Genomic DNA, 24,620 nt, shown 5'->3' with positions numbered 1-24,620 from the left:
AAAATCATGTCAAACCCGAGCCAGCAGTTATCGAAGGTATTGAGTGAAGGTCCTAAAATACGTGACTTAATTCAGATGCACGACGGTGAGCTAAACCTTGAAGTCCCGCAGGAAGTTTCTCGCGCGACGATTGACGCCTTAATAAGTGGGCACACTGGCTATTGTAATCTTACCGGCCTAGATGTTTTAAAAAACGCGTTGATCGAGAGATGTTTTCAACAACATAGTAAGTTGTTCGCCCCGGCCGAAATTTTAGTTTCTAATGGTTCAAGCCAGGCTTTGTTCATGTTGATGAAATGCATATTATCCAACGCGGATGAAATTCTGATTCCGAATCCATGCTGGCCCGCCTATAGATCTTACATAGAACTTAATGGGGGTATTGCCGTCGATTACGAAATGGGAAATAAGGGTCTCGACATAGTTGAAGTTCGCAAGTTGGTGACTCTCAAAACCAAGGCGTTGATTATTAACTCACCTCACAATCCCACTGGCTTGATTCTCAGTCGACGAGATATTCTAGAATTGGTGGCGTTATCTCAAGAGTTTGGCTTTCTACTCATTTCCGATGAAGCCTACGAAGGCATCATTTTCGGTAGCGATGAATATGTTAGCCCTCTGGATCTTATGGCCGACTCTAGCCTGCTGGTGGTTACACGTACGTTCTCAAAACTGTTCTCTATGTCTGGTTTTAGAATAGGCTATATGTTCGCGGATAGAAAAATCATCGACCGATGCTCTACGCTTCAGGGCGTCATGACGGACAATGCGTGTACATTTGCGCAGTACGGTGCCTTGGCAGCCGTGGCGTTGCCTAAGAGCATTCTTAAAGAACGTGTTGATGAGTTGCAACAACGAGCCTATTACTGCCATAAATTATTAAGCACTACGTTTGACATTGTACGGCCGCAGGGTGGTTTCTTTCTATTGCCTGACATTTCCCGAGTATTGGGTGCTACTTGGAATTCGGATACCCAATTTGTAGACGATCTCCTCAATGTGAAATCCGTTTCGACCACGGCAGGGTCTTCTTACGGTATGAAGGACCATATCCGCATCTCTATTTCTTCCGTTAATGAAGCTGAAATTAAAGAAGCGTGCGGGAGAATTATTGATCTTGTCCACCATCGCTGATTTTCATACAACAGGTGTTACTAGTGTGGAAACCGTTGTCGCTTGGAGGCTCCATGGTTTCATCAGATATTATAGTTGGTCGCGACATTTATTTTAGGTAAAGACAGCTCCATATCTTATAGCCACCTATATTTCCGCCCTAAAATTTTATTGGTCACTAATTATGCATACCATTGAAAATACAGCAGTAAGTGTTGAAAACCTCACAGAAAAATTCCAAGTTGAACGATTCAAGGTTTACACCTTGAATCAAATTGATCATATTCCTCAGCTTGCTAAATTAGACAGCCGGACTGTTTGGGCGATGAAGGTGGTGGCAAGCGTTCTGCCATTTCGAGTCAATGAATATGTTATCAAAGAATTGATCGACTGGAACAATATTCCAAACGACCCTATATACCAGCTTACCTTCCCCCAGAAGGATATGCTGGATAACGAGTCTTTTGATCTAATAGCATCTTTACTTCTAGGGAATTCCGACCGCTCATCCTGTGAGGTTGAGATAAAATCGGTTAGAGCTAGACTTAATCCCCATCCAGCAGGACAACTGGAGCGTAATATTCCTTCACTGTCTGGCGTGACAGTAACGGGTGTCCAGCACAAATATCGTGAGACTGTACTGTTTTTTCCAAGCGCTGGTCAGATTTGCCATAGCTACTGTACTTTTTGTTTCCGTTGGGCCCAATTCACGGGTGACCAATCGCTCAAGATTGCAGCTAAGGAAAACGCCCAGCTATTGGATTACCTTCGGGCCAACCCTAATGTGACTGATGTTTTAATTACTGGCGGAGATCCGCTAGTTATGAAGACAGGCAATCTACGTGCTTACCTAGAACCTCTTTTGACGCCTGAATTCGAGCACATCCACACTATCCGAATTGGTACGAAGGCGCTTTCTTTCTGGCCTCAGCGGTTTGTGACTGACAGCGACGCAGGTGAACTTCTTGATCTATTTAGGAAGATCATCAGCAGCGGTAAACACTTAGCGTTAATGGCTCATTATAATCATTGGGCGGAACTTGAGCCTGCCATTGCTCGAGAGGCTATTCTTCGTGTTCGACAAACGGGCGCTCAAATACGTAGCCAGGGCCCGTTGCTGGCGCATATCAATGACTCTGCTGACGTCTGGGCGCGGCTCTGGCAGACGCAAATTCAACTAGGCATTATTCCTTACTATATGTTTATCGAGCGTGATACCGGGGCCCGCCGGTATTTTGAAGTCCCTCTTGTATGTGCGTGGGAAGTTTACCGGGACGCGGTCAAACAAGTTTCAGGTATTGCCAGGACTGCCAGAGGACCTTCGATGAGCGCAGATCCGGGGAAAGTTGAGGTCTGCGGTGTAGCTGAAATTCGAGGAGAAAAGGTGTTTGTTTTACGTTTTATCCAAGCACGAAACCCGGATTGGGTGCAGAGGCCATTCTTCGCACGATTTGATCCCGATGCTACGTGGTTCGATCAACTAAAACCGGCTTTTGGGGAGACTGCGTTCTTTTTCGAGAGGGAAGTTTCTTAACCCGTTTTTGCCAGCGTTGCCGCTGATGATCAAACTGCCAGGCTGGGACAATGTGCTCCCACCCAATACTCTGCGCGCGGTTTTCATGGATCCGCGTTTCATAACCGCAGGACGCGAGATCAACTGGTCGCGGTAGGAATGGCAGCCACCTGCCACCCCCGCACAGATCCGTACGTGCGGAATTACCGCATACGGCTCCTGCCTTGGGTTTTGAGTAAGTGCTCCACACATCCCACCGACTTCAATGTGAGCAGCCCGCTCAACTATTCGCGCGTTCTTTGACACCATCGATCACGAGTGGATGATGTGCTTTCTGCAACACCGAGTCGCGGATTGACGGGTGTTAGCGTTAATAGTCCGATGGCAGCGTACGGGTGTTCTTGAAAACGGAAAGCGAACTACTGCGGAGCAGGGCACACCACAAGGTGCGCCTATTTCACCGCTATTAGCCAATATTTATCTGCGCTTGCGGCTGGAAAAGGCGCGGCAGTTGCTGCGTCAGGCCGACATGAGCGTGCTGGAAGTGAACATTGCGTGCGGCTTTGAATCGCCTTCGTATTTCACCCGCAGCTATCGGACGAAGTATGAGCGCTGCTGAAAGGGCAGAGTGAATACCAACCGAAAGCAGGTTGAGGGCTTCCCCTCAACCATAGAATCTCCCACAGTTGGTGTGTGTCGTTCATAAATGCTGTGCACGACATGGATCTTTGTGGGAGCGAGCCTGCTCGCGAAGAAGGCGACGCGGTTTCCCGCGTCATCCGTTCAAGGCGTGACGATATTGAACTGCGGCGCAAAGGTATCGAGGCTGCTCATCAACTCCCCAAGTTTCTTGCCATTGCCTTGCAACTTGATCAGGCCTTTCTGCATCGCCGTCGGGATATCCAGTTGCTTGAGGCTGATCTGTTCCAGGGTGGCCTTGCTCATGGTCACGCTGGCATCCGCCTGAGCATTGAGCCCGGCACGGTGGGTCAACACGCCATTGCGCAGGGTCAGGTTGAAGTCCTTGTTCAGGTCATCGAAGGTCCAGTTTAGGGTCAGGTCATGGCCTACGGCCTTTTCACTGTCCAGGCGCACCGCCAGGAAGTCGAAGAACATCTGCGGGCTCATCGCCCGCACCATGTCCACGGATACCGAAGTGCCCGCATTGGGTGGCACACCGTTGCGCAGTTCCATGGCACCGGTCAGGTACATGTTGCGCCAGGTGGCGTTTTCACTTTGATAGCCCATTTGCTCCAGCGCTTGGGCCTGGGCTTTGCGAGCGTCGCCGTTATCCGGGTTGGCGAACAGCACCTGATTGCCCAGTTGCGCGGCCCAGCGGTATTCACCCTTGGCCATCGCCGCCTGCATTTTCCCCAGCACCGCCGCTTCGCCGCCCATGGCTTCGACCGAACGCTTGGCCGTTTCTACCGGCGGCAGCGGATTGAGGTTGGCCGGGTTACCGTCATAGAAACCCATGTAACGTTGATACACCGCGCGGGTGTTGAAACTCAGTGAGCCGTAGTAGCCACGGGTGTACCACTTCTGGTCCAGGCTGCCGGGCAGTTTCTTGATCGAATCGGCGATTTCCAGCGGCGTCAGGCCCTGGTTCAGCAAGTGCAGGGTGCGGTCATTGAGGAAGGCGTACATGTCGCGCTGGTCGGCGAGGAAGGTGCGGATGCGCTCGCCACCCCAGGTCGGCCAGTTGTGCTGGGCGAACAATACGTCGCTCTTGTCGCCGTAACGCGCCAGGCTGCCGTCCAGGTACTCGGCCCAGGCCTTGGCGTCTCGCACTTGCGCGCCGCGGGGGGTGAGGATGTTGTGCATCATTTGCGTGGCGTTTTCCGCCATGCACAAGGCGCGCAACTGCGGCAGGTACAGGTTCATCTCCGCTGGCGCCTCGGTGCCCGGGGTCAACTGGAATTCCACGTCGAGGCCGGCGATGGTGCGGGTTTCCAGTTCCTTGTCGATCAGGTCGGTGGGCGGGATCAGGGTGACGGTGCCGCCGCTCGGCGTGCTCTTGCCCAGGCCGGCATCGACCTGGCCTTTTTCACCACGGGGCAGCAGGCTGCCGAACTGGAACTGCGCGCGGCGGCTCATGGCGTTGCCGGCGTAGACGTTCTCGCTCATCACGTGTTCCATGAACCCGGCGGGGGCGAATACCTTGACCTTGCCGGCCTTGACGTCGGCTTCGTCAATGACCCCGCGCACGCCCCCGAAGTGGTCGACGTGGGTGTGGCTGTAGATCACCGCCACCACCGGTTTGTGCGGACGGTTCTGGTAGTACAGGTCCAGCGCCGCCTTGGCGGTTTCGGCCATGGTCAGCGGGTCGATGATGATCAGCCCGTCATCGCCTTCGATGATGGTCATGTTGGCCAGGTCAAGGCCGCGCACCTGATACAGCCGAGGGCTGACTTCGAACAACCCGGCATGGGCGCTGAGCTGGGCCAGGCGCCAGAGGCTCGGGTTGACCGACTCCGGGGCCTGGTCCTTGGCGAGGAAGTCATAGGCCTGGATATCCCAGATGACCTTGCCCGAGGCGTCCTTGACCTGGCCCTTGAACGGCGCGATCAAACCCTTGGTGACCGACTCGTAGTCGGTGCGGTCGGTGAACGGCAGTTGTTGCAGCACGGCGGCGTTACTGGCCGTGGTTTGCGGGCTGGCCGCGACCGGTCCATCGGCGGCGACCACCGATTGCGCAAGGCAGGCAGTGATCAGGCAAGCGAGTAGCCCACGAGGGCTCAAGGTGAAACGAGGCATGGCGTCTCCGTTTTTTATCGTTATGGTCAGACCAGACTGGAGGGTAGGGCGATGGCCGACCGGGGCCATGATCGTCAGCGGACAAAAACCATTCAGGGCCGCTATCCTTGGCCCATGCATATCCAGCAGGTCGACCCATGCTTGAAGTCCATGGCGTTTTCAAAAGCTACGCCACCCCGCAGGGACCGCTGCCGGTGCTGCAAGGCGTCGACCTGACGCTCAGGCCCGGCAGCAGTCTGGCGCTGATGGGTGAGTCGGGCAGTGGCAAAAGCACCTTGCTGCACCTGATCGCCGGGCTGGACAAGGTCGATCGCGGCAGCATCCGCAGTGGCGAGCATCGTCTGGAACAGATGAATGAAGGGCAACTGGCGAACTGGCGCCGTACGGAAATCGGCCTGGTGTTCCAGCAATTCAACCTGATCGGCAGCCTGCGGGTCGAAGACAACCTGGCGATTCAGGCGCGTCTGGCGGGGCGCCATGACCCACGCTGGCAGGCGCACCTGGTGCAGCGCCTGGGCTTGGGTGAGCTGCTGCGGCGCTACCCGGAGCAACTGTCCGGCGGCCAGCAGCAACGGGTTGCGCTGGGCCGGGCGCTGGCATCGCGCCCCCAATTGCTGCTGGCCGACGAGCCCACCGGCAGYCTCGATGAAACCACCGCCGCCGAGGTGTTGCAGTTGCTACTGGAATTGCTCGACGACAGCCCCACCAGCCTGTTGATGGTCACCCACAGTCCCGGCGTGGCGGCGCGGCTGGCGGAAAAAGYCATGCTGTGCGGCGGTCGTCTGGCCGGTGCGGGCGAGCGCTGACATGCGCATCTTTGGCGAAACCTTGCGCGCACTGCTCAGCCACTGGCGGCAGCATCCGGTGCAGTTTTTCAGTGTGCTGACCGGGTTGTGGCTGGCCACCGGTCTGTTGACCGGCGTTCAGGCACTCAACAGCCAGGCCCGCGACAGCTATGCCCGCGCCAGTCAGTTGATCGGCGGCGAACCCCAGGCCAGCCTCGGTGCGCCCGGTGGCGGCACGTTCCCCCAGCAATGGTTTATCGATCTGCGCCGCGCGGGGTGGCGGGTGTCACCGGTGCTGCAAGGTCGGGTCACGCTCAAGGGGCACGAAGAGCAGCGCTTGCAGTTGATGGGCATCGAGCCGGTGTCGCTGCCGGCGGGTGCCGCGGTGGCCGGGCAGGCCTTGGCGATTGAACAGGTGGTCGGCTTTTTCAGTCCGCCGGGCAGTACCTGGATCTCGCCCCAGACCTTGCAGGCACTGGGTTTTCGCGAGGGTGACCGACCACTGAACCTGGCGGGCGTGGCACTGCCGCCGCTGCATGTGCAGGCCGACATGGCGCCCGGCGTGCTGCTGGTGGACATCGGTTTTGCCCAGCAGATTCTGGGGTTGCCGGAGCAACTGTCGCGCCTGCTGTTACCGAAGGATTTCACCGCACCGCTGCCGGAGCCGTTCAAGGGGCAGCTGCAACTCAAGAGTGCCGGCGAAGAAAACAACCTGACGCGCCTGACCGAAAGCTTTCACCTGAACCTCGATGCCCTGGGGGTGCTGTCGTTCGTGGTCGGCCTGTTTATCGTGCACGCCGCCATCGGGCTGGCGCTGGAGCAACGGCGAAGCCTGCTCCGGACCCTGCGTGCCTGCGGTGTGAGTGCGCGGATGCTGATCGCCTGTCTCGCCGTCGAATTGGGTGGCCTGGCCCTGATCGGAGGTGTGGCCGGGGTGGTCAGCGGCTACCTGCTGGCCGGTGTGCTGTTGCCCGATGTCGCCGCCAGCCTGCGTGGCTTGTACGGCGCCGAAGTGGCGGGGCAGTTGAGCCTCAGCCTGTCGTGGTGGTTCAGTGGTATCGGCTTGAGTCTGATCGGCGCAATGCTCGCTGGGGCCAGCAGCCTGTTGCGGGCGGCGCGTTTGCCATTGCTGGCGTTGGCCGACCCGCAGGCCTGGCATCAGGCCCATGCACGCTGGTTGCGACGCCAGGGGTGGGTGGCGGCAATGGCCGGGGTGATCGCGCTGCTGGCGTTGACCATCGGCAACAGCCTTGTCAGTGGCTTCGTACTGATGGCCGCGCTGTTGATCGGTGCCGCGCTGGCCTTGCCGGTGCTGCTCAGCGCGCTGCTCAGTCTCGTTTCGCAGCGCAGTCGCTCGGTACTCGGCCAGTGGTTTGTCGCCGATTGCCGCCAGCAACTACCGGCGTTGAGTCTGGCCCTGATGGCGCTGCTGTTGGCCATGGCGGCGAACATCGGTGCCGGCAGCATGACCGCAGGGTTTCGCCAGACCTTCAGCGACTGGCTCGAACAACGGCTGACGGCCGAGCTTTACCTCAATCCCCAGAACCCGGCCCAGGCCCGGGAACTGCACAGCTGGCTCGACCAGCAGCCGCAACTGGCGGCGGTGCTGCCCAACTGGCAGGTTTCGATCCAGTTGCAGGGCTGGCCGACGGACCTGTCGGGGATCATCGACCATCCGACCTATCGCCAGCACTGGCCGCTGCTCGAAGCCTTGGGCGACAACCCTTGGGAGCGACTGGCCAAGGACGATGCGGTGATGCTCAGCGAACAACTGGCCCGGCGCCTGCAAGTGCAACTGGGCGATCACCTGACGCTGCCGACACCCACTGGCCCGTGGTCGCCGCGGATCGTCGGGATCTATGCCGACTACGGCAATCCCAAGGGCCACATTCTGGTGAACATCGGCCACCTGTTGCACGGCTGGCCGCAACTGACACCGAGCCGCTTCAACCTGCGCATCGAACCGGCGTCGATCCCTGCGTTCGTCGCGGCGTTACAGGCGCGTTTTGCCCTGGACGACAGCCGCATCGTCGATCAGGCGCGGCTCAAGGGCTGGTCCACGCAAATCTTCGAACGCACCTTCGCCGCCACCGCCGCGCTCAACAGCCTGACGCTGTGCGTGGCCGGGGTGGCGCTGTTCATCAGCCTGTTGACCCAAAGCCAGAGCCGTCTCGGGCAACTGGCACCGTTGTGGGCGCTGGGGGTGACGCGTCGGCATTTGATGTTGCTCAACCTCGGGCAAACCTGGTTGCTGGCGCTGCTGACCCTGGTGCTGGCGTTGCCGCTGGGCATCGCCCTGGCGTGGTGCCTGGACACGGTGATCAACGTGCAGGCATTTGGCTGGCGCCTGCCGTTGCGGGTGTTTCCATGGCAACTGTTGCAATTGATGGGGCTGGCGCTGGTGGCGACGCTGCTGGCCTCGGCCTGGCCGTTGTACCGTTTGTACCGCACGCAACCGGCGGACCTGCTGCGGACGTTTGCCCATGAAGATTAAAGTCGGCGTGTTGCTCCTGGCGCTGCTGGCGAGCGGTTGCGATCAACCGGCACCGGTAGAAAAAGGCTTTGCCGGGCTTGGCAGCCAGGCCGCTGCGTTCACCCCAGTGGTGCCCGGTCGGGTGTTCAGCTTTCCGGCGGATCACGGCCCGCACGATGGCTTTCGCATCGAATGGTGGTATGTCACGGCCAACCTGAAGGACGATCAGGGGCATGAGTTTGGCGCGCAATGGACCTTGTTTCGCAGCGCGTTGAAATCCAGCCCTGAGGTGGCGGGTTGGCAGAATCAGACGATCTGGCTCGGCCACGCAGCGGTGACGTCGGCGACGGTGCATCACGCGGCCGAACGTTATGCCCGTGGCGGCGTCGGTCAGGCCGGTGTCAGCGTTGCGCCGTTCAACGCGTGGATCGACGACTGGCAATTGCGCAGCCAGGCGACTGCCGACGCCCCGTTGGCCGACCTGCAACTCAGTGCCCGCGACCAGCGTTTCAGCTACCGGCTGCGGTTGACCTCGACAGGTCCGCTGGTGCTTCAGGGGGACCGGGGGTTCAGCCAGAAATCCGAACAGGGCCAGGCTTCTTACTACTACAGCCAGCCGTTTTTCCAGGCCAGCGGCACCCTCGACATCGACGGCAAGACCTTTCAGGTCAGTGGCCCGGCCTGGCTCGACCGGGAGTGGAGCAGCCAGCCCCTGACGAGCAACCAGACCGGATGGGACTGGTTCTCCCTGCACCTGGACAGCGGCGAGCAGGTGATGCTGTATCGCATGCGACAAAAGGACGGCGAGCCTTACCTCACCGGCACCTGGATCGACGCCCGGGGCCAGACACAATTGTTGCACGCCGGCGACATCATCCTCACGCCGCAAGACACCGCCCGGGTTGCCGGGCGCGTGATGCCCATTCGCTGGTCGATCAAAATCCCCGCCAGACACCTCGATATCGTCATTACCGCGCTCAATCCCCAGGCCTGGATGGACTTGCGCATTCCCTACTGGGAAGGCCCGGTGCGCCTCAGCGGCAGCCATGCAGGGCAGGGCTATCTGGAAATGACCGGGTACTAGACGCTCGTGTAACGAAAATCACCGCTGCGGCGCGACCACTCGCAGAACAGCGTCTATGCTCACTCGCACACATGGCGTTGAGCCCGGTTTCAACGCCGTCTGTTGCCATCTATCACAGGGAAAGTTCTGCCTATGAAACGCCATGCACTGACCAAAGCCATCACCCTCGCTACCATGCTGTCTGCCGCCAGTTTTGGCGCGGTTGCCGCCGATATCCCGTTGTCCGAAGTCGTGGTGGCTGATCAGGTCTCCACCAAAGTCGTTTCGGTTGATGCCGCGAACCATTCCGTGGTCCTTAAAGGCCCGCAGGGTAATGAGTTCCCTGTGCAATTGACCGACAAGGCGAAAAACCTCAATAACCTCAAGGCCGGCGATACGGTCGACATCAGGGTCACCAGCGCCGTTGCAGCCTACCTCGACACCGATGTCGACAAAGGCCTGCCCGGCACCGCCGAAGCCACCGGCGAAGTGCGTGCTGCGCCAGGTAGCGCCAACCCTGGCGGCGAAGCTTATCGTCAGGTGAAAGTGCAGTTGAAAATCACCCACATCGACCTGAAGAAACACCAGGTGACCTTCGAAAACCCGGAAGGCCAGTCCAAGACCGTCGACGTCAAACGACCTGAAGTCCAGGCCAAACTCAAGGATTTGAAAGTCGGGCAAAGCGTCAACGTGGTTTATACCGATATATTGACGGTAACCAGCAAGCACTAATATTGAGTAATGGCTCTATATGGGCTGATTATTTTTGTGCAAGTTTTGTATAGGAATAATCAGCTTGTATGGTCGAACTGGTGAGTTTGTGGCGAGGTGCGGGATTGGATTTAAGTCGACATTTTATTAAATATGATGTCGATAAATTTCATCTTTAGCGCACGGAAATATTTAGCCACTTCTACTAAAATACTTTCCGTTCGCCCAGTGTCAGGGCTCTTTACCAGTGCATGGATTGCCGAGGCCATTGCACTGGGCGAACACTTTGTTTGCTGTATTGAAAGTTTTGGATATAAAAAACCGGGCGACCTGTAGGTCGCCCGATTTTTTTATTGAGTTATGAGAAATCGTTCAGTCATGCTTTTTATTGACTTGAACAACATCGGCCAATGCGGCGAAACACTGTTCGATCGAACGCCGCTGGCTCTCGGCATACAGGCCCAACTCATCGATCGTCGAACGCCCCAGGGCCTGTTCGAACGCCTGCTGGTTGGCATGGGCGCCGTAACGGGTTTGCGCCGCATCCCCCAGGTTTGACTGAAAAATCCCCGCTGCGCTCACCGGCAGGAAATCTTCGTACACCAGCGGTTCAACCCGCAGGCAAGCGCTGCTGATCAGGTCTTCCAGGGGCGCGTTTTTCAGGTCACCCGCCGCCAGGCCTTTTTCCGTCACGAAGTAGCGGAAGTAAGCCAGGCCCTGTTGGCGCATGCCTTCCCAGGTGTCAGGGAACTCGCTGAAATGCTGCGTCATCAGGGCGTTATAGCGTGCGGCGTTGGCTTCGTTGGGGAAGTCCTTGAGTTCGTCCCGTGCGGCATTGAGCAAGCGGTCGTAGAGTGCCCGGCCTTTGGGTGTGAGAGCGGCACCGCGCTGTTCGATCTCGCCGAAACGGGCACTGTGGCTGCCGCGAGCCTCGCTTTGATCGGTGAAGGCAATCGGCTCGTCCAGGGCCTTGAAGCTGGTCTGGCGCAGCAGGATCGGGCACTGGCGGCGAGGCGGGCCTTCGATCACCGCTTTGGGGGTGATGCCATGGGCCGGCATTTGCGCCTGGACGATGTCGATGTCCAGGGTCCGCGGTGTCAGGTGGTTGATGTGCGGGCCCTTGAACGCCACCACATCGGCAATCAGGCGATGCTGGGCGCTGAGCTGTTGATACTGTTCGGCGGTGACGGTGGCGCTGTGGTGCCAGCGAAACGTTTCCAGTGCCTGTTCGATGAACTCCAGGGCTTCCTGCTCGGTCAGGCCACCCCGGGATTCGGCACGTTCGATGAGCGTGAGGGCCGTGGGGGTGAAGATCGAGCGCTGGTCGAGCATCGATTGGGCAAAGGCGCGCAGCGCCAGGTCTTCGATCAATTCCAGGCGCAACAGCGAGGTGAATACCCGGAACGGGCTGACCTGCAGCGAGGCTTCATGCACCGCGCGAAACGCCGTGGAATGCACTGGCACGCCGGCCGGTGTCAGGTCGTAGTAACCCACCGGCTGCATGCCCATCACCGCGAACAGGCGGGCGAGGGTCGCCAGTTCATCGGCCGTACCGACGCGGATCGCCCCATGACGTTCCAGGTCCAGGCGCTCGATTTCGCCGGTGCTGGTGAGCTGCCGCAGGATTTGCGCATCGCTGTCCAGCACGTGACGGTTAGTCTGTTCCACCAACTCCATCAACGCGCCGTACAACGGCACTTCCTCGCGGTACATGTCGGACATCGCTTTGGAGAAGCGTTGGCGGATCAGGTCAGGGCTGACGAAGTTCGGGTGGTTCATGAACAGGATTCCTGGCGCGGTGACGTAAAGGATGGACAAAAGATCGCAGCCTTGCGCGACGCCGACAAACGAAGTTTCTGACGAACTTCATTCTGCAAAGGACTGCATGCCTAATGCAGTCGTTGATCCTGTGGGCTCTCCGAACGCAGCGATGCCAAAAACTCGCGATACAGGCGCGCCGAACCGTATGGCGCTTCTACCATGGGCATGTGCCCGATGGCGTCCCAGATATGCACGCGCAGGTCGGCGATGCCCTTGCTCCAGACCGCCACGCTGCTGACATCGATCAGCCGGTCCTTGCGCCCCCACAGCAACAGCGCCGGGGCGGTGATGTCGGGCAGGTGCGGTTCCATCGGCGGGCTGGCGCGAAATTCGCGGAAGATTTCTTCCAGCTCATCGCGGGACTGTTCATAGCGTTGGGCGACGGCATCGAGCACGAGTTTCGGTACCCAGGGTGGCGAAGCCATGGTCATGGCGTAGAAGCGCTGGAATTCTTCGCGCGAGTGAATCAGAAACGGGTTGTGGCCCTTGGCCAAATGTCGCTCGAGGTCACTGGGCTCGGGCGCGGTGACACCCGCCGGGTCGATCAGGGCCACGGACACAATGCGCTCCGGGTAAGTGGCCGCGAGCCACGCCGCCATGTAGCCGCCCATGGAGTTGCCGATGACATGGACTTTTTCCACTCCGCACACGTCCAGCAGCTGGATCATGCGCTTGGCCTGCAGCGGGATGTCGTAGCCGCCGCCCGCCTTGAAGCCGGTTTCGCCATGGCCGGCGATGTCCGGGATGATCACCCGATGGCTGCCGACAAAGTGTCGGGCGAAACGCAGCCAGAGGTTCTTGTCGGCGCTGAAGCCATGGAGCATCAGCACATTGCTGGTGGCTTCGTACGGTCCGCCTTGCCAGGTCGAGACGGTCATCTCGGGGATGGGCACGACGATTTTGTGCAGCCGGTACAGCTTGGCCTCGGCCGCCATGTTCAAGTCATAGAGCCAGTAGCCGATGGCCGGGTAGGTCAGCCAGCTCCAGGTGACGAACACTGCGAGAACGACGAACAACAAAAGCATCACGCGTCTCCCTTGTATCTGCTCAGGACAAAATGTGATCGGCGGGTTTCAGCGCTCGGGTCAAGCGATGAAAGCTGAAGCTGAATCCCGGAAACATCGCAATCACATGACCGCTCTTGCTTTGATACCAACTGTGGCAACCACCGGACTTCCACACGGTGCGTTCCATTTCCCGGTGGATCATTTCAGTGTAGGTACGTTCCGCCTCATGGCGAACTTCGATGCTACGTAAACCTTGATTCTTCAAGGTGCGAATGCAATCGAGGATGTAGTTCATCTGGGATTCGATGATGAACAGCGCCGAGGTGTGGCCGATGCCGGTGTTCGGCCCGGTGACGATGAACAGGTTGGGAAAATCGGGCAGGGCGGTGCCGAGGTAGGCCCGCGGGTATTGCGCCCAGACCTCCTTGAGACGGGTGCCGTTTTTGCCCGTTACCGGGTAGGAGATCACCCCGTCGGTGGCGTCGTAGCCGGTGGACCAGACGATCAAGTCCAGGACAATGTGCTGGCCATCGAGGGTAACGATGCCGGTTTCGTCGATGGCCGCGATGCCTTGCTCGCTGCTGTGCAGGGTCACATTGCGGCGGGCCAGTGCCGGGTACAGCGTGCTGGACAGAATCACCCGTTTGCAGCCAATGGTGTAGTCCGGCGTCAGTTTGCGCCGCAGTTCGGCGTCCGGCACCTGGTGTTTGAGAAAACGCAGGGCCTGGCGCTGGACCCTGTGCACGGCCGGTTTCGAGTACTTGAAGCCAATCACCCGGGTTTCGAATTGCCAGTAGATCCCCCAGCGCAACAGCTTGTAGGCGGGTTTGAGGCCCAGCAGCCAGCGTTGGAAGCGGCCGAAGCTGCGGTCAGCTCGGGGCAATACCCAGTGGGGCGTGCGCTGGAACACATGCAAGTGCCCGACGTCCGGGGCAATGGCCGGAATGACCTGGGCCGCACTGGCGCCGCTGCCGACGATGGCCACGCGTTTTTGCCGATAGTCGTAGCTGTGATCCCAGTTGTTGGTGTGAAACGTCTTGCCCTGAAAGCGTTCCTGTCCGTCGAAGTGCGGCACCACCGGCTGACTCAACGGCCCGGTCGCGTTGATCAGGAACTGCGCGCAAAACGTGCCTTTGCCGGCGGTGTATACCGTCCAGCGCTTATTGGCGTCGTCCCATTCGACGCGCTCGACATTCGCGCCCAGTTCCACTTTGTCCTGCAGGCCGAAGTGTTCCACCACGTGGCGGGTGTAGCGGTGCAATTCGGCTTGTTCGGCGAACATTTGCGTCCAGCGATACGGGGCGAAAGACAAGGAGTACAGCGGCGAGGGCACGTCGACTGCCGCGCCGGGGTAGGTGTTCTGGCACCAGGTGCCGCCGAAGAAATCCCGCCGCTCCAGCAGGCGGAAATCGTCGATTCCGGCCTTGAGCAAATTAATTGCGGCACACTGGCCGCCAAACCCGCTGCCGATGATCAATACTTGAAAGGTCTGCATGGGCCTCCTCTTATGGTCATTGATCAACCCTTCTTTCATGTATAGCCGTTTCTGGAGACGAGGCTTTTGCTTTTATGCGAGCGTGATGTCGCGATATTCAGCCTGTCAGTCGGTGATGGCTATTTGATTTCACCCTGATAGACTCCAGCACACAGGCACAGGCTGTTATCGCATTCCGTCGAGTGGCACAGAGGCCCTATGGCAAAAACGGGAGGAAACGGATTTTCATTGGCCAGGAGGCTCTATACATCGCGAATCCTGGGGGTGGCCCTTGGGTTGGTATGCGTGAGCGCGGCGATGTATCCACTCGATCCGGCGCCCTGGGTCTGGGGGTTCATGTGGTTCAATGGCCTGGTCTGGCCACACCTGGCCTACCAATGGGCGCGTCGGGCCAGAAAGCCTTATCACGCCGAACACCGCAATCTGCTGATCGATGCCTTTCTCGGCGGCTTCTGGATTGCCGCCATGCATTTCAATCCACTGCCCAGCGCGACCACCATTTCCATGATGGCCATGCACAACGTGGCCATCGGTGGCATGCGCTTCCTGCTCGCCGGGACGGCCGCGCAAGTATTGGGCGTGGGCGTTGGCCTGCTGATTTTCGCCCCGGCGTTCATTCCTGCCACCAGCCCGTTGCAGCTCTATGCCTGTTTGCCGTTGCTGTGCCTGTATCCACTGGCGCTGGGCTGGATCTGCTTCCGCCAGGCCCATACCCTCGGCCGTCAGAAGCGTGAACTGCTGGCACTGAGCCGCACCGACAGCCTGACGGGCCTGCTGAACCATGGCACTTGGAAGGACCAACTGGAGGTCGAGTTCCAGCGTTGCAAACGCCAGCAAAAAGGCGGGGCGATCGCGCTGATCGACATCGACCATTTCAAGACCATCAACGACACCTACGGCCATGTTGCCGGCGACATCGTCCTGCGTCGGTTGAGTAAAATGCTCAGGCAGAGCCTGCGAGCGGCCGATATGGCAGGGCGCTACGGCGGTGACGAGTTTTGCGTGATCCTTCCGGACCTGCCCCTGAACCGCGCCGCCGCCGTCATGGATGCCCTGCGCGATCGCTTCGCCACCTTGGGGTACGAGCAGAACCCGGCGCTGAAAGTCAGCCTGAGCATTGGAATGGCGTCATTCAACCCGGCCCATGGCGACGCGACGCTTTGGCTCAACGACGCCGATCATGCGTTGTACGAAGCCAAGACTACCGGGCGCAATCGAGTGATCTGCTGCGGTAACGGGAAACCCTATCGCGAACTGCTCGACTCGGTGTGACTTTCCCGCGATAAACTGCGGACGCTCTCGCGATGGCGGCGCGTCGGTTTAAACCGTCATTCCTTCACGCTCATGAACTCCTCCGCGTAGCGGATGTATTCCTCGGGTTGCGTGTAGGTGTGCGTCAGCTCTGTAGCGTTCAGGTCCGAGGTCTGGGTGAGGATCTGGCGTTGTTCGCGCAGGCTGTCGTAGGTCGCCTTGATCGCGGCGAAGTACGCGCCATGGCCGTCGATGGTCACGCGCACACCCAGTTCGGCCAGGCGCTTGTCATCGCGTAGCAGCGGGTTGCCGTAGGTCACCAGCATCAGTGGCACGTTCAGGTGCTCGGCGATCTGCTCCAGATGGTCGAAGTCCTTTACGCCCACCATGCAGATCCCGTCGGCCCCGGCACGCTGGTATTGCCGGGTGCGGCTGATGATTTCCTGCACCGGCAGAATCCCGGCATGGGTGCGGGCGATGATCGCCATTTCCGTATCGCAGCGGGCTTCCAGTGCCGCGCGGATCTTGCCGACGCCTTCGGCGACCGTGATCAGGTCGGTGGATTTGCGGCCAAACTGCGCCGGCAGCAAAGTGTCTTCGATGGTCAGCGCAGCGACGCCGGCCCGTTCGAGTTCGACGATGGTGCGCATGACGTTGAGCGCGTTGCCGTAGCCGTGGTCGGCGTCGGCAATCACCGGCAACTGGGCGACACGGCCGATGCGGGTGGCCTGTTCAGCGAACTCGCTGAGGGTGATCAAGGCAAAGTCAGGGGCGCCCAGCACTTGCAACGAGGCGACCGAACCACCGAGGATCCCGACTTCGAAGCCCAGGTCGGCGGCGATACGGGCCGACATCGGGTCGAAAACCGAGGCCGTGTGGTAGCAGGTGTCGGAGGCGAACAGTTGGCGAAAACTGCGGCGCAAATCTTGATGGGAAAGCCTGGACATATGAGTTCCACCAATGGAATGGAGGGGCTTGAGCAAAAGTGTCAACGCCAAAGAAATAAAAGGCTATCACGCGCGCCGCAGAACGAAGATGACGAATTTGCTGGGTAAGGCCGATTGACGTCGCAACGATGGAACTGATAAGTCACGCCGCCTCGGCCTGTTGCCGTTGGTCAAGCAGTGGCACGGCGCGCACCGAGTCGCCGGGTTGCAGCTGCAAGCGCTTGGCGGTCAGGCGATCAACCACCAGGCTGGTGCCCACCTGTCGGGCCGGGGCGCAGGTAATGCGACAGTTTTCCAGACGGCGGTTGTGAATCAGCCAGAGGGGCGCTTTATCGTCCGGCGAGTCGATGGCCAGTATCAGCGGTTGGCTGTCGCGCACGGTGCGGATCCCGGAAACCGGGGCTTCGATGACCGGTCCGCCGTCGAAGATATCGATGTAGCCTTTGTGGGCAAACCCTTCGCCGCTGAGGATTTTCAGGGCCGGCTCGGTATTCGGGTGGGCCTTGCCGATCACTGCCTGGGCCTGTTCGGTGAGCAGGCAGGTGTACAGCGGCTGGCGCGGCATCAGTTCGGCGATGAACGATTTGTTGCCCAGCCCGGACAAGTGATCGGCGTAGCTGAAATCCATCTTGAAAAAGTGCCGGCCGAGGCTGTCCCAGAACGGCGAGCCACCTCGTTCGTCGGCGCTGCCGCGTAATTCGGCGATGAGCCGGTTGCCGAACAGCTGCGTAAACTCGGCCACAAACAACAAACGCCCGAGCGAAAGCAAACGGCCGTTGCTGCCCTGGCGCTGATCGGGGCGCAGGTACAACGAGCTGACTTCCGATTGCCCGGTCAATTCATTGCTCAGGAACAGGGTCGGGATCTGGCGCTGGATACCCAGGTCCGCTGAAGCGCTGACCGTCAGTCCGACCCGGTAGTTGTACCAGGGCTCGCGCAGACCGACGGCACCCGTCAGGGCGCTGACGCCCACCACTTGCTGCTCGTCATCCTCGAGCACGAACAGGTAATCGGCATCTGCCCGATCGACCTGCCCGGCAAATGTGCGTTGGGCCCAGCGAATCCGGTGGGCCAGGCGTTCTTCGTCGGCCGGCAGGCTGGTAAGCCCAGGAACTGCCTGACGCACCAGCTTGAACAGGGCGGGCAGGTCGGTGATCTGCACCGGACGGACAATCATGCGGCGGCTCCTTGTTCGCGTGTGCTCGGGTGTTGAATCTGGCGGGTATTCACAGGGCGATCAGCCTGATCGGGCTGCCCTCGGTCACCTTCAGCGCCTCGCACATGGCGGCATCCAGCGTCACAGGTTGTCCGGCGATGTAATCAAGATCGGCGACGATGGCCCGATAATCCGTCAAGGACTCGTTGCTCACCAGAAAGCTGCCACGGGCATCGATCACCGGGCCAGGCTGCGTTACGCCGCACTGGCTGTGGGTGATGGAACGAATGCCTGAAGTGCGCGCATAGAGCGTCGGGCCTCCATCGAACAGATCGATGTAACTGTTGGTTTCGAAGCCTTCACGTTCGAGGATATCGAAGGCTTCCTGGCCATCGGGGTGGATGCTGCCGATGCAGTCCTGTGCCGCCTGGGGCAGCATGGGCACGTAAATCGGATACTGCGGCATCAGTTCGGCGAGAAAGGTGCGGCTCTGCAGGCCGCAAAGCCGTTCGGCCTCGACGTAGGGCAAGTCGAAGAAATGCTTGCCCACGGCGTCCCAAAAAGGCGAGTGGCCTTCATCACTGCTGTAGCCGACGATTTCGGTGATCACTGTTTCGGAAAAACGCCGGGCGTGGGCGGCGATAAACAACAGGCGCGCCCGCGACAGCAGTTCGGAGTGCGCGCTGCGTACCCGCGCGGCATCGATATGGAAGCCCCGCAGCAAGGTGTGGCCACTGAGGTCGTGACACAACGACAAGGCCGGTACGCCGTGCTCGATGTTCAGTTCCCGCGAGGCACTGGTGAAGTGCCGGTTGCGCAAGCTGTAGAACGGCTCGTTGTGTCCCGCCGTGGCGAGGATTTCCGAGCAGCCGACCAGGTGCTGTGTCGTCAGGTCTTCGAGTACAAAGAAATAGTTTTCCGGGCCATGACCCTCGACGTCCTTTTCGAACGAGGCACAGGAATCGAGGATTTTTCCGCGTAACCGTTCGCTATCGTCGGGCAGGGACGTGACGCCCACGAGGCTTTCACGAGCCAGCCTCTGCAACTGGAGCAGGTCGGCCAACTCGACTGGACGCAAGACCAGCATGGAGACACTCCTGTATCAAACGATTCGGCGATTTGAGCCGAACCTGACTATCACTGTCGGTTTTCCCCCACATTAAATCGGTGGTTATCTGAACGTTGTCAGGCGCCACTCTTTTTCTTGTCAGATGTTTCTTGGGATGGACCGCATTAAACAAGGAACGGGCAATTCGGCCGGATGCGATGCCTGGCCAGGCGCATTGATGGGGAGTTTGAGAAAGAGCATCCGGGCTCCTGCTGGATGAGCGTGGTACATGTTTTAACAGTCCGTTGAAAGGAGTATTTAATTATCGTGTACTGCCTGTCTAGTGAATTTTTGCGTGGTTTGACCGTGTCCGAAAAGGGGCGAAGTGCCTGTGCCAAGGGGCTACGCCGATGTCGTAAAGTCTTGTAGGTGATTGCCTGTATTGCGGTCAGCCATGACAGAAAATCTGGCAGGAAATGACTGAAGGAATCCGTTTCAAGCAGGAAAATTAAACACCACCCGGGCCTGCTTTGTTGCGGCACAATTGCGCAATGGCGGTCACCTGACGCCGTCGTTCCTTTCCATCTTTAGAGTGATTGCTGGTGCAGGCAACCCGTTTAACCCTGATTTGCCACGCTCGAACCGTCGCACAGAAATTGGCGCGTTTTCCTCTGGACGAACCTCTGGAGGTGGATTGGCAAGCGCTCAGGCTTTCCCGTTGCAAGCAGTTCAAGGGCGCTACACGCCTTGTCTGCGGCCCGGAGTTGCGCACCCGGCAAACCGCTGAACTGTTTGGCAATGCGTCGCAGATTGTCGACGCACTGAGGGACTGCGACTTCGGGCGCTGGGGCGGTGTGCGCATCGGCGATCTGCAAAAAACCGAAGCCCTGGCACTCGAGCATTGGCTGGGCGACTCGGCTTCGGCGCCCCACGGTGGTGAGTCGCTGGTGCAACTGGGCGAGCGGGTGGGCGCGTGGTTGACAACGTTGCAATCGACGCCGGGGCACATCGTGGCCATTACCCATCCCTTTGTCATTCGCGCCGCGCTGACGCAGGTGTTGCAGGGGGCAGCGTCCAGCCTGATCGACGTCGAACCCCTGTCGGCTGTCGAGTTGCGGTTCCATGGCCGCTGGCGGCTGCGCTTGCCAGGCACCGACCCCGAGGACCTGCTGTGATGAAAAAACTCCTGGTCATCGGGATCGGTGCCGGCAACCCCGACTACATCACGATGCAGGCGGTGAAGGCGCTGAATCAGGTCGATGTTTTTTTTCTCATGGACAAGGGTGAGAGCAAAGACAAACTCATCGAATTGCGGCGCGAAATCTGTGAACGCTACATCACCGGCCACGATTACCGTTTTGTCGAAGCCCACAGCCCGGAGCGTGAGCGCGGTGAGGTGGACTACAAGACCAGTGTCAACGACTTGAACCTGGCCAGGCAGCAGGTCTTCGAACGGCTGATCGACGAGGAAATGTCCGACGGTCAGTGTGGTGGTTTTCTGGTGTGGGGCGACCCGGCGCTTTACGACAGCACCATCCGTATCCTTCAGGCGATCCAGGCCTCGGGCGCCTGCGCGTTCGAGTTCGAGGTGATCCCTGGCATTACCAGCGTTCAGGCGTTGGCGGCCCGGCACAAGGTGGCGCTCAACCAGATTGGCCGCTCCGTTGAAATCACCACCGGCCGGCGTCTGGCGGCAGGCCAGGTGAGCGATGCCGACAGCCTGGTGGTGATGCTCGATGCCCAGGATGCTTACCAGCAGGTGGTGGATCAGGACACCGAGATTTACTGGGGGGCCTATTTGGGGACGCCGGATGAAATCCTGATCAGCGGCAGGCTCAAGGATGTGGCGGATGAAATCGAACGGGTGCGCAAGGCTGCAAGGCTGGCCAATGGCTGGATCATGGATACCTATCTGCTGCGCAAGCCTTGAGAGTTGAGGTGACCGGGCTGACGCCTTCGCGAGCAAGCCCGCTCCCACAGGTTGCGTGTCGTGCCCGGATCATGTGGCAAGCACAAAACCTTGTGGGAGCGGGCTTGCCCGCGAAGAGGCCCTTGAGAACACCTCAAAAAACCGCATTGCCTCCACGCCCAAACCGCTCCCGATACACCGAAGGCGGCACGCCAACCACCGTTCGAAAGGCCACCCGGAAGCTTTCCACCGAGCGATAACCACAACGTTCGGCTATCTGCTCGGTGTTCTGCTCGCTGCTTTCCAGCAGTTCGCGGGCGCGGCCCAGACGTTCGTGCTGCAACCAGGTTTTCGGTGACTGGCCACTGGCTTCGGTAAAGCGGCGCAGGAAGGTGCGTTCGCTCATGGCGGCTTCGCTGGCCAGGTCGCGTACCTCCAGCGGTTCGTGCAAACGCTCACGCGCCCACTGCATGACGCGGGAAAGATCGCTGCGCGGTGTAGGACTGACCGGCGTCGGAATGAATTGCGCCTGGCCACCGCTGCGTTGCGGCGACATGACCAGGCGTCGCGCCACACAATTGGCCACCTGGGTGCCGAAATCCCGTGCCACCAGGTGCAGGCAGGCATCGATGCCCGCCGCGCTGCCGGCGGATGTGATCAATTGGCCGGAATCGACATACAGCACGTCCGGGTCCACCAGGATGCCGGGAAACCGTTCGGCCAGTTCCGAGGTATAGCGCCAGTGCGTGGTCGCACCGTGGCCGTCGAGCAACCCGGTGGCGGCGAGGACGAAAACACCGGAGCAGATCGACAGCAACCGCGCCTCCCGCGCATGGGCCTGGCGCAGGGCGGCGATCAGTTCTGCGGGCACTGCGGCGCTGCGGTCGCGCCAGCCGGGAATGATGATGGTGCGGACATCGGCGAGCAATTCCATGCCGCCATCGGCCAGGACCTGGATGCCGCCCATGGCACGCATCGGACCTTGATCGACCGCGACGATACGATGCTCGTACCACGGAAAATCGAATTCAGGCCGTGGCAGGCCGAAGATCTCCACGGCAATGCCGAACTCGAAGGTGCACAGGCCGTCGTAGGCCAGAATCGCGACCATTCCTGGAGTGGGGTTCATTTGGCGGAAAGTTCCCGGTGGGTGTCTTGTACGCCACTGTAGCCGCAGGCGGCTGGCGGATAAAGTCTTCCCACACCCACCGCTTCTTTGGAGTACAGCCCATGACCAGCCTGGTTCGCGAAATTCCCGCCGCCCCATCGGCCATCGCCCTGATGCATTTCAGCAACCGTCTGACCTTCGAAACCGATTGTTCCGACGTCCACGCCAGCCAGCAGGACGGTGAAGTCGATTTCGTTCTGGTGGATGTTCGTGGCCCGCTGGCGTTCGAGCGCGGACATGTGCCGGGAGCGATCAACCTTCCCGGGCGCTTGCTGAGCGCCGAAGGCTTGGCGGGTTATCCAAAGAACAGCCTGTTCGTGGTGTATTGCGCCGGGCCTCACTGCAACGGCGCGAACAAGGCGGCGGTGAAACTGGCGGCCCTGGGGTATCCGGTCAAGGAGATGATCGGCGGCGTGATCGGGTGGCTGGATGAAGGGTTTGAGTTGAGTGTCGGGGTGCAGCGGCCGGTGAATGCTGTGATCGGTTGTGAATGCTGATACCCAAACACCATTGATCATTGTGGTGAGGGGGCTTGCCTGTGGCGAGGGAGCTTGCTCCCGCTGGGTCGCGAAGCGGCCTCAAAAAAAGCGTCTGCTGCGCAGCCGAGCGGGAGCAAGCTCCCTCGCCACAAGAGTGGGGTCCCCACGGATCAGTGTTCGTTAGCGGCCGCCCACCACTCATCCAGTGTCGCCTGCAACCACGCCAACACATCGGCGTAGGCCGCATCGTCCTGCGGCCCTCGTGGCAACGGCGACTCATCGCCAAAATGCGCATTGAGCATGGCCACCGACTCGGCATTCCACTCCGGATGAAACTGCAACCCCAGCCGCGCCGGCCCGGCGCGGTACATCTGCTGCACACAGTGCTCGCTGCTGGCCAATAGCTGCGCGGCAGGCGGCAGGTCGATGGCGTCTTCGTGCCACTCCAGCACCTTCAGCGTTTGCCCATCGATAAAGCTCACGGTGGTCCATCCGGTTTCGGTCCGGTCCATCCGCCGTACATTCCCGCCCAGGCTCAACGCCAGCAACTGTGCCCCCAGGCATATGGCGAACACAGCCGCGTCCTGATCGAGACTGCCTCTGAGCCATTGCCGTTCGGCTTCCAGCCAGGCCGGACCGGCATTGGATTCGTAAGGCCCGCCCAACAGGACCACGGGATCGGCGCTGACGGGCGGCAATTGGCCGAGGTCGGCGCGAAACACCTTCAGCGTCAGCCCTCGGGATTCGGCCCAGATGGCGATGGCGCCCGGACCTTCGGCGGGGTGGTGCTGGATCAGGTTCAACGTGGGCATCACGCTACTCTCGATGGGACGCAAGGGCGCTCAATGTGCCGTAAAACACCCGGTATCGCCAGTCGTCCCATTCTGTCGGATGGAGCCGGAAAACCTGTAGGTCTGGTCTGAAAACGCGGTATGTCTGACAGACTTTGCACCGTCAAGGCGCGTTCACCTCTATGCCTCCCTCCGGGTGCCACTTTTCTATAAATATTTGTCGCCTTGGCGTAATTTGCCCTCCTGTAGCCGCTCTAGACTGCCGGCCACTTCGGTTCCCGCTCACGAATCGATGACCGAACGCTGCCAATCGAAGCTGCCAATAAAAGCCTCCGCACACAGGAGTTATAAATGAAGAAGCTAGTGATGTTCGGTGCCCTGGCACTGTCGATGTTGTCCCTGACCGCCGTGGCCGAAGACGCCAAGCCGATCCGCATCGGTATCGAAGCTGGCTACCCGCCATTCTCGATGAAAACCCCTGACGGCAAACTCACCGGTTTCGACGTGGACATCGGCGACGCGCTGTGTGAGCAGATGAAAGTCAAATGCACCTGGGTCGAGCAAGAGTTCGACGGCCTGATCCCTGCGCTGAAGGTCAAGAAAATCGATGCCATCCTGTCGTCCATGACCATCACTGACGACCGCAAGAAGAACGTCGATTTCACCATCAAGTACTACCACACCCCGGCGCGCTTCGTGATGAAGGAAGGCAGCGACGTCAAGGATCCGCTGACCGAACTCAAGGGCAAGAAAGTCGGTGTCCTGCGCGCCAGTACCCACGACCGCTTCGCCACTGAAGTGCTGCAACCGGCAGGGATTGTCCTGGTGCGCTACGGCTCCCAGCAGGAAGCCAACCTGGACATGGTGTCCGGCCGCATTGATGCGCTGCTGGCCGACTCGGTCAACCTGGACGACGGTTTCCTGAAAACCGACGCCGGTAAAGGTTTTGCCTTCGTCGGCCCTGAGTACAACGATCCGAAATACTTCGGTGGCGGCGCCGGCATTGCCGTGCGTAAGGGCGATACCGCCCTGGCCGAGAAATTCAACACAGCGATCACCGAAATCCGCGCCAACGGCAAGTACAAGCAAGTGCAAGACAAGTACTTCAAGTTTGACGTTTACGGCGAGTAATC

20 protein-coding genes and 1 pseudogene are annotated in these 24,620 nt (G+C 59.6%); 12 read left to right on the top strand and 9 right to left on the bottom strand.

The window, feature by feature from the left end:
- Positions 1 to 6 precede the first annotated feature (6 nt).
- The 3 genes and pseudogenes from AC1DVE_RS15840 to AC1DVE_RS15830 all read left to right on the top strand — a co-directional run.
- Positions 7 to 1,134, top strand: a complete 1,128-nt coding sequence (locus AC1DVE_RS15840; protein WP_477784033.1) for a pyridoxal phosphate-dependent aminotransferase — start codon at positions 7 to 9, stop codon at positions 1,132 to 1,134.
- Positions 1,135 to 1,297: 163 nt separating this feature from the next.
- Positions 1,298 to 2,647, top strand: coding sequence for a KamA family radical SAM protein (locus tag AC1DVE_RS15835; RefSeq protein WP_477784032.1), 1,350 nt, complete (start codon positions 1,298 to 1,300; stop codon positions 2,645 to 2,647).
- Positions 2,648 to 3,095: 448 nt separating this feature from the next.
- Positions 3,096 to 3,245 (top strand): annotated as a pseudogene (locus AC1DVE_RS15830) (helix-turn-helix domain-containing protein); the annotation flags it as partial.
- A gap of 164 nt (positions 3,246 to 3,409) precedes the next feature.
- Here the strand turns inward: AC1DVE_RS15830 and AC1DVE_RS15825 are convergent.
- Positions 3,410 to 5,383, bottom strand: coding sequence for an alkyl/aryl-sulfatase (locus tag AC1DVE_RS15825; RefSeq protein WP_477784031.1), 1,974 nt, complete (start codon positions 5,381 to 5,383; stop codon positions 3,410 to 3,412).
- A gap of 137 nt (positions 5,384 to 5,520) precedes the next feature.
- On the opposite strand from AC1DVE_RS15825, the gene AC1DVE_RS15820 reads away from it, so the two are divergent.
- The 4 genes from AC1DVE_RS15820 to AC1DVE_RS15805 all read left to right on the top strand — a co-directional run bounded on the left by AC1DVE_RS15820 (position 5,521) and on the right by AC1DVE_RS15805 (position 10,436).
- Complete coding sequence (locus tag AC1DVE_RS15820) at positions 5,521 to 6,189, top strand: ABC transporter ATP-binding protein (protein ID WP_477784030.1); 669 nt, start codon at positions 5,521 to 5,523, stop codon at positions 6,187 to 6,189.
- Between the two features lies 1 nt (position 6,190).
- Positions 6,191 to 8,662: an ABC transporter permease gene (locus AC1DVE_RS15815; RefSeq protein WP_477784029.1), complete on the top strand. Its 2,472-nt coding sequence runs from the start codon at positions 6,191 to 6,193 to the stop codon at positions 8,660 to 8,662.
- Positions 8,652 to 9,725 (top strand): lipocalin-like domain-containing protein, encoded by a 1,074-nt coding sequence (locus AC1DVE_RS15810; RefSeq protein WP_223537705.1) that lies wholly within the window; start codon positions 8,652 to 8,654, stop codon positions 9,723 to 9,725. The genes AC1DVE_RS15815 and AC1DVE_RS15810 overlap by 11 nt, the downstream gene beginning before the upstream one ends.
- A 132-nt stretch (positions 9,726 to 9,857) precedes the next feature.
- Positions 9,858 to 10,436: a hypothetical protein gene (locus AC1DVE_RS15805; RefSeq protein ID WP_223533724.1), complete on the top strand. Its 579-nt coding sequence runs from the start codon at positions 9,858 to 9,860 to the stop codon at positions 10,434 to 10,436.
- Positions 10,437 to 10,787: 351 nt separating this feature from the next.
- Here the strand turns inward: AC1DVE_RS15805 and hglS are convergent, their stop codons facing one another.
- The 3 genes from hglS to AC1DVE_RS15790 all read right to left on the bottom strand — a co-directional run bounded on the left by hglS (position 10,788) and on the right by AC1DVE_RS15790 (position 14,738).
- Positions 10,788 to 12,194, bottom strand: coding sequence for a 2-oxoadipate dioxygenase/decarboxylase HglS (gene hglS / locus AC1DVE_RS15800; protein WP_223459860.1), 1,407 nt, complete (start codon positions 12,192 to 12,194; stop codon positions 10,788 to 10,790).
- A 110-nt stretch (positions 12,195 to 12,304) separates the two neighbouring features.
- A complete protein-coding gene (locus AC1DVE_RS15795; protein ID WP_223459858.1) occupies positions 12,305 to 13,261 on the bottom strand; it encodes an alpha/beta fold hydrolase in 957 nt (318 codons plus the stop codon).
- A 22-nt stretch (positions 13,262 to 13,283) separates the two neighbouring features.
- Positions 13,284 to 14,738: a flavin-containing monooxygenase gene (locus AC1DVE_RS15790; protein WP_223533725.1), complete on the bottom strand. Its 1,455-nt coding sequence runs from the start codon at positions 14,736 to 14,738 to the stop codon at positions 13,284 to 13,286.
- Positions 14,739 to 14,936: 198 nt separating this feature from the next.
- On the opposite strand from AC1DVE_RS15790, the gene AC1DVE_RS15785 reads away from it, so the two are divergent.
- Positions 14,937 to 16,010: a diguanylate cyclase gene (locus AC1DVE_RS15785; protein ID WP_223533726.1), complete on the top strand. Its 1,074-nt coding sequence runs from the start codon at positions 14,937 to 14,939 to the stop codon at positions 16,008 to 16,010.
- Positions 16,011 to 16,066: 56 nt separating this feature from the next.
- On the opposite strand, the gene AC1DVE_RS15780 is transcribed toward AC1DVE_RS15785, so the two are convergent.
- The 3 genes from AC1DVE_RS15780 to AC1DVE_RS15770 form a co-directional block, all read right to left on the bottom strand.
- Entirely contained in the window at positions 16,067 to 16,936 is an 870-nt protein-coding gene (locus AC1DVE_RS15780) for an isocitrate lyase/PEP mutase family protein (protein ID WP_223533727.1), read from the bottom strand.
- Between the two features lie 142 nt (positions 16,937 to 17,078).
- Positions 17,079 to 18,113, bottom strand: a complete 1,035-nt coding sequence (gene astA / locus AC1DVE_RS15775) for an arginine N-succinyltransferase (protein WP_223533728.1) — start codon at positions 18,111 to 18,113, stop codon at positions 17,079 to 17,081.
- Between the two features lie 49 nt (positions 18,114 to 18,162).
- Entirely contained in the window at positions 18,163 to 19,179 is a 1,017-nt protein-coding gene (locus AC1DVE_RS15770; protein ID WP_223533729.1) for an arginine N-succinyltransferase, read from the bottom strand.
- A 563-nt stretch (positions 19,180 to 19,742) separates the two neighbouring features.
- Between AC1DVE_RS15770 and AC1DVE_RS15765 the strand changes: the two genes are divergently transcribed.
- A complete protein-coding gene (locus AC1DVE_RS15765; RefSeq protein ID WP_223533730.1) occupies positions 19,743 to 20,315 on the top strand; it encodes a histidine phosphatase family protein in 573 nt (190 codons plus the stop codon).
- Entirely contained in the window at positions 20,315 to 21,070 is a 756-nt protein-coding gene (gene cobF, locus AC1DVE_RS15760) for a precorrin-6A synthase (deacetylating) (RefSeq protein ID WP_223533731.1), read from the top strand. The genes AC1DVE_RS15765 and cobF overlap by 1 nt, the downstream gene beginning before the upstream one ends.
- A 133-nt stretch (positions 21,071 to 21,203) precedes the next feature.
- On the opposite strand, the gene ftrA is transcribed toward cobF, so the two are convergent.
- Positions 21,204 to 22,178: a transcriptional regulator FtrA gene (gene ftrA / locus AC1DVE_RS15755; protein ID WP_223533732.1), complete on the bottom strand. Its 975-nt coding sequence runs from the start codon at positions 22,176 to 22,178 to the stop codon at positions 21,204 to 21,206.
- Positions 22,179 to 22,279: 101 nt separating this feature from the next.
- Between ftrA and AC1DVE_RS15750 the strand changes: the two genes are divergently transcribed.
- Complete coding sequence (locus AC1DVE_RS15750) at positions 22,280 to 22,714, top strand: rhodanese-like domain-containing protein (RefSeq protein WP_477784028.1); 435 nt, start codon at positions 22,280 to 22,282, stop codon at positions 22,712 to 22,714.
- A gap of 152 nt (positions 22,715 to 22,866) precedes the next feature.
- Here the strand turns inward: AC1DVE_RS15750 and AC1DVE_RS15745 are convergent, their stop codons facing one another.
- Positions 22,867 to 23,508 (bottom strand): type 1 glutamine amidotransferase, encoded by a 642-nt coding sequence (locus AC1DVE_RS15745; RefSeq protein ID WP_477784027.1) that lies wholly within the window; start codon positions 23,506 to 23,508, stop codon positions 22,867 to 22,869.
- A 330-nt stretch (positions 23,509 to 23,838) separates the two neighbouring features.
- Here AC1DVE_RS15745 and AC1DVE_RS15740 point away from each other — a divergent pair, with 330 nt between their 5' ends.
- On the top strand, positions 23,839 to 24,618 hold the full coding sequence (locus tag AC1DVE_RS15740) for an ABC transporter substrate-binding protein (RefSeq protein WP_150752940.1): 780 nt from the start codon (positions 23,839 to 23,841) through the stop codon (positions 24,616 to 24,618).
- Positions 24,619 to 24,620 lie beyond the last annotated feature (2 nt).

It is taken from the genome of Pseudomonas sp. P4_B4 (assembly GCF_056402255.1).
This window is presented reverse-complemented; position numbering and strand designations above follow the sequence as displayed.

Bases quoted from the DNA above. Each gene is read 5' to 3' on its own strand.
- AC1DVE_RS15780 (WP_223533727.1), bottom strand. From the start codon at position 16,936: ATGTCCAGGCTTTCCCATCAAGATTTGCGCCGCAGTTTTCGCCAACTG.
- ftrA (WP_223533732.1), bottom strand. From the start codon at position 22,178: ATGAACCCCACTCCAGGAATGGTCGCGATTCTGGCCTACGACGGCCTG.
- AC1DVE_RS15745 (WP_477784027.1), bottom strand. From the start codon at position 23,508: ATGCCCACGTTGAACCTGATCCAGCACCACCCCGCCGAAGGTCCGGGC.
- AC1DVE_RS15770 (WP_223533729.1), bottom strand. From the start codon at position 19,179: ATGCTGGTCTTGCGTCCAGTCGAGTTGGCCGACCTGCTCCAGTTGCAG.
- AC1DVE_RS15825 (WP_477784031.1), bottom strand. From the start codon at position 5,383: ATGCCTCGTTTCACCTTGAGCCCTCGTGGGCTACTCGCTTGCCTGATC.
- AC1DVE_RS15840 (WP_477784033.1), top strand. From the start codon at position 7: ATGTCAAACCCGAGCCAGCAGTTATCGAAGGTATTGAGTGAAGGTCCT.
- hglS (WP_223459860.1), bottom strand. From the start codon at position 12,194: ATGAACCACCCGAACTTCGTCAGCCCTGACCTGATCCGCCAACGCTTC.
- AC1DVE_RS15740 (WP_150752940.1), top strand. From the start codon at position 23,839: ATGAAGAAGCTAGTGATGTTCGGTGCCCTGGCACTGTCGATGTTGTCC.
- AC1DVE_RS15835 (WP_477784032.1), top strand. From the start codon at position 1,298: ATGCATACCATTGAAAATACAGCAGTAAGTGTTGAAAACCTCACAGAA.
- AC1DVE_RS15750 (WP_477784028.1), top strand. From the start codon at position 22,280: ATGACCAGCCTGGTTCGCGAAATTCCCGCCGCCCCATCGGCCATCGCC.
- AC1DVE_RS15805 (WP_223533724.1), top strand. From the start codon at position 9,858: ATGAAACGCCATGCACTGACCAAAGCCATCACCCTCGCTACCATGCTG.
- AC1DVE_RS15810 (WP_223537705.1), top strand. From the start codon at position 8,652: ATGAAGATTAAAGTCGGCGTGTTGCTCCTGGCGCTGCTGGCGAGCGGT.
- astA (WP_223533728.1), bottom strand. From the start codon at position 18,113: ATGATTGTCCGTCCGGTGCAGATCACCGACCTGCCCGCCCTGTTCAAG.
- cobF (WP_223533731.1), top strand. From the start codon at position 20,315: ATGAAAAAACTCCTGGTCATCGGGATCGGTGCCGGCAACCCCGACTAC.
- AC1DVE_RS15795 (WP_223459858.1), bottom strand. From the start codon at position 13,261: ATGCTTTTGTTGTTCGTCGTTCTCGCAGTGTTCGTCACCTGGAGCTGG.
- AC1DVE_RS15815 (WP_477784029.1), top strand. From the start codon at position 6,191: ATGCGCATCTTTGGCGAAACCTTGCGCGCACTGCTCAGCCACTGGCGG.
- AC1DVE_RS15790 (WP_223533725.1), bottom strand. From the start codon at position 14,738: ATGCAGACCTTTCAAGTATTGATCATCGGCAGCGGGTTTGGCGGCCAG.
- AC1DVE_RS15785 (WP_223533726.1), top strand. From the start codon at position 14,937: ATGGCAAAAACGGGAGGAAACGGATTTTCATTGGCCAGGAGGCTCTAT.